Source organism: Mucilaginibacter pankratovii (assembly GCF_014773265.1).
In the GTDB taxonomy this organism is placed as follows: domain Bacteria; phylum Bacteroidota; class Bacteroidia; order Sphingobacteriales; family Sphingobacteriaceae; genus Mucilaginibacter; species Mucilaginibacter pankratovii.
In genome coordinates this window covers 1-2,482 of sequence record NZ_JACWMY010000027.1, presented here as the reverse complement: position 1 = coordinate 2,482, position 2,482 = coordinate 1, and the positions used below count along the sequence as shown (strand labels likewise).

Sequence of the window (2,482 nt, the reverse complement as noted above, 5' to 3'; positions counted from 1 at the left end):
TTCCGGGCGGTGGCACCGCAGCAAAGTGGCATACTGGTAAAAGGTGCCGTACGCGATATCATGCAGATCGGTGCGGGCCGCAAAACCCTGCTCGTGTTTGCTAAAAATAATGATAAAACCGAAATAATAAGTTTAAATAAGAAGGCTGTTAAATGATAAAACGGTATAAATGGTTGCTTTTTGTTGCGGGTATTTGCTCGCTTGCGGCGTGTCGGTCAGACAATCAGCGATATGAGGATTCGGTGGCGCGCGAACTGGCTACCGGCATCCGGCAGGATAGTATTTTTATGGGCATAAAACTGGGGATGACCAGCAAAGAATTTTATGCTCATTGCTGGAGGATGAATAAAAAGGGACTGTTTTTCGAAGGCCCGGGTAACATGTCGGTATTGTACCATTTCAAAAACGAATTGAAGCACCCTGCAACCATGACCTTTTACCCCGATTTTCGCCAGAATAAGATCAACAAAATGGGAGTGACATTTAGTTACGACGCATTCGCGCCCTGGAACAAGGCATTGTTTGCCGATAGTTTACAGCTTGACGTATTCAACCTCTTTAAAAAATGGTACAAAGGTGCCGATTTTCTAACCATGACAGACCCTGTGCGCGGAACCATTTTTGTACAGGTAAAAGGCAACCGCAGGATCATCATTGGCAAGTATGACGAGCAGCGTGTAAAAGTGGATTTTACCGATCTGTTGACAGAAAACAGCAAAAAGTAATGAGATATTTTATCCCCGGTAACGTTATTCGCAACAGGTATTTGAGCCGGTACGGTGCCTTCCTGTTGCTAACTTGGGTTGTTTGCGGCTGCGGTGACGGCAACAGCAAATCGGGTACAAAGCTTTTTGAGCTTTTGGATGCGGGCTACACCAATATCAGTTTCAACAACAAGCTTACTTACAACAACGAGTTCAATATTTATACCTACCGCAACTTTTACAATGGCGGCGGCGTGGCACTTGGCGACATTAATAACGATGGGTTGATAGATGTTTTTATGGTAGGGAATACCGAGCCAAGCAAACTTTATCTCAACAAGGGGGATTTTCGGTTTGAAGATATTACCGGCAAGGCAGGTATCGGCAAAGTGGGTAAATGGTCTACCGGGGTAACCATGGCCGATGTTAACGGTGATGGTTTGCTGGATATTTATGTTTGCAACAGCGGCGACGTTAAAGGCGATCATAAGCAGAATGAACTATACATTAACCAGGGGAACTTAAAGTTTAAAGAGAGTGCCGTAGCATATGGCGTAGGCGTAAACGGTTACTCTACCCACGCCGTGTTTTTTGATTACGACCACGACGGCGACCTCGATCTTTTTATCCTCAGCAACTCCTTTAAGGCCATCGGGACCTTTAATATACAGAACAACGAGCGGAACATGCGCGATCCCCTGGGCGGTCAAAAACTCTTCCGTAATGATGGCGGGCACTTTAAGGATGTAAGTGCTGAGGCCGGGATCTTTGGTAGCGTGATCGGTTTCGGATTGGGCGTGAGTGTGGGCGATGTGGATCATGATGGCTGGGACGACATCTACGTGTCAAACGATTTTTTCGAGCGCGATTATCTGTACATCAATAATAAAAATGGCACATTTAAGGAATCGTTGGAAGACCAGATGCATAGCATCAGCAATGCCTCGATGGGGGCCGACCTCGCCGATATTAATAATGATGCCAGTCCCGATATTTTTGTGACCGACATGCTGCCTGAGAGCGAGGCGCGCCTGAAAACCAATACCACCTACGAAAATTGGGACAAATACCAGATGGACCTGAAGTATGGCTATTACAACCAGTTTACCCGTAACACCCTGCAACTGAATAACGGCAACGGCACTTTCAGCGAGATCGGGCGTCTTGCTGGTGTGCACGCTACCGACTGGAGCTGGGGAGCGCTAATTACCGATATGGATAACGATGGTTTTAAAGATATTTTTGTGGCTAACGGCATATATCAGGATCTGACCAACGGCGATTATATCCAGTACCTCTCTAACCGGGAAGTGATGGCAACGCTGATCAAAGATAAAAGCATCAACTATAAAAAGCTGATAGACCTGATGCCCTCAGAGGCAGTACCAAACTATGCTTACCATAACAACGGGAACCTTACGTTCAGCAACAAGGCAGGCGAGTGGGGGCTTGGGGACGCAGGGTTCTCCAACGGCTCGGCTTATGGCGACCTGGACAACGACGGAGCGCTTGACCTGGTTGTGAACAACGTGAACATGCCTGCCTTTGTGTACCGCAACAATAGCCGTAAGCTCCACCCGGAGAACAAATACCTCAAGGTAGTGCTTCAGGGCGAGGGCAATAACCGTTTTGGCACCGGCAGCCGTGTAACGGTTTATTACAACCATACGCTAAGCTACCAGGAGCAAATGCCCGCACGCGGGTTCGAATCCAGCGTTGATAACCGGCTCAACTTCGGGCTTGGGAAAACCAGCCTGATCGATTCGGTAGTGGTGCAA

Annotated in this window: 2 protein-coding genes; both read left to right on the top strand. The window is 47.6% G+C overall.

Features of this window, described 5'->3' with window-relative positions; genetic code table 11:
* Positions 1–152 precede the first annotated feature (152 nt).
* Positions 153–725 (top strand): hypothetical protein, encoded by a 573-nt coding sequence (locus IDJ77_RS27470; RefSeq protein ID WP_191192208.1) that lies wholly within the window; start codon positions 153–155, stop codon positions 723–725.
* Positions 725–2,482 (top strand): CRTAC1 family protein (locus IDJ77_RS27465; protein ID WP_191192207.1); only part of this gene is annotated, 1,758 nt, incomplete at its 3' end. The genes IDJ77_RS27470 and IDJ77_RS27465, both read left to right, overlap by 1 nt.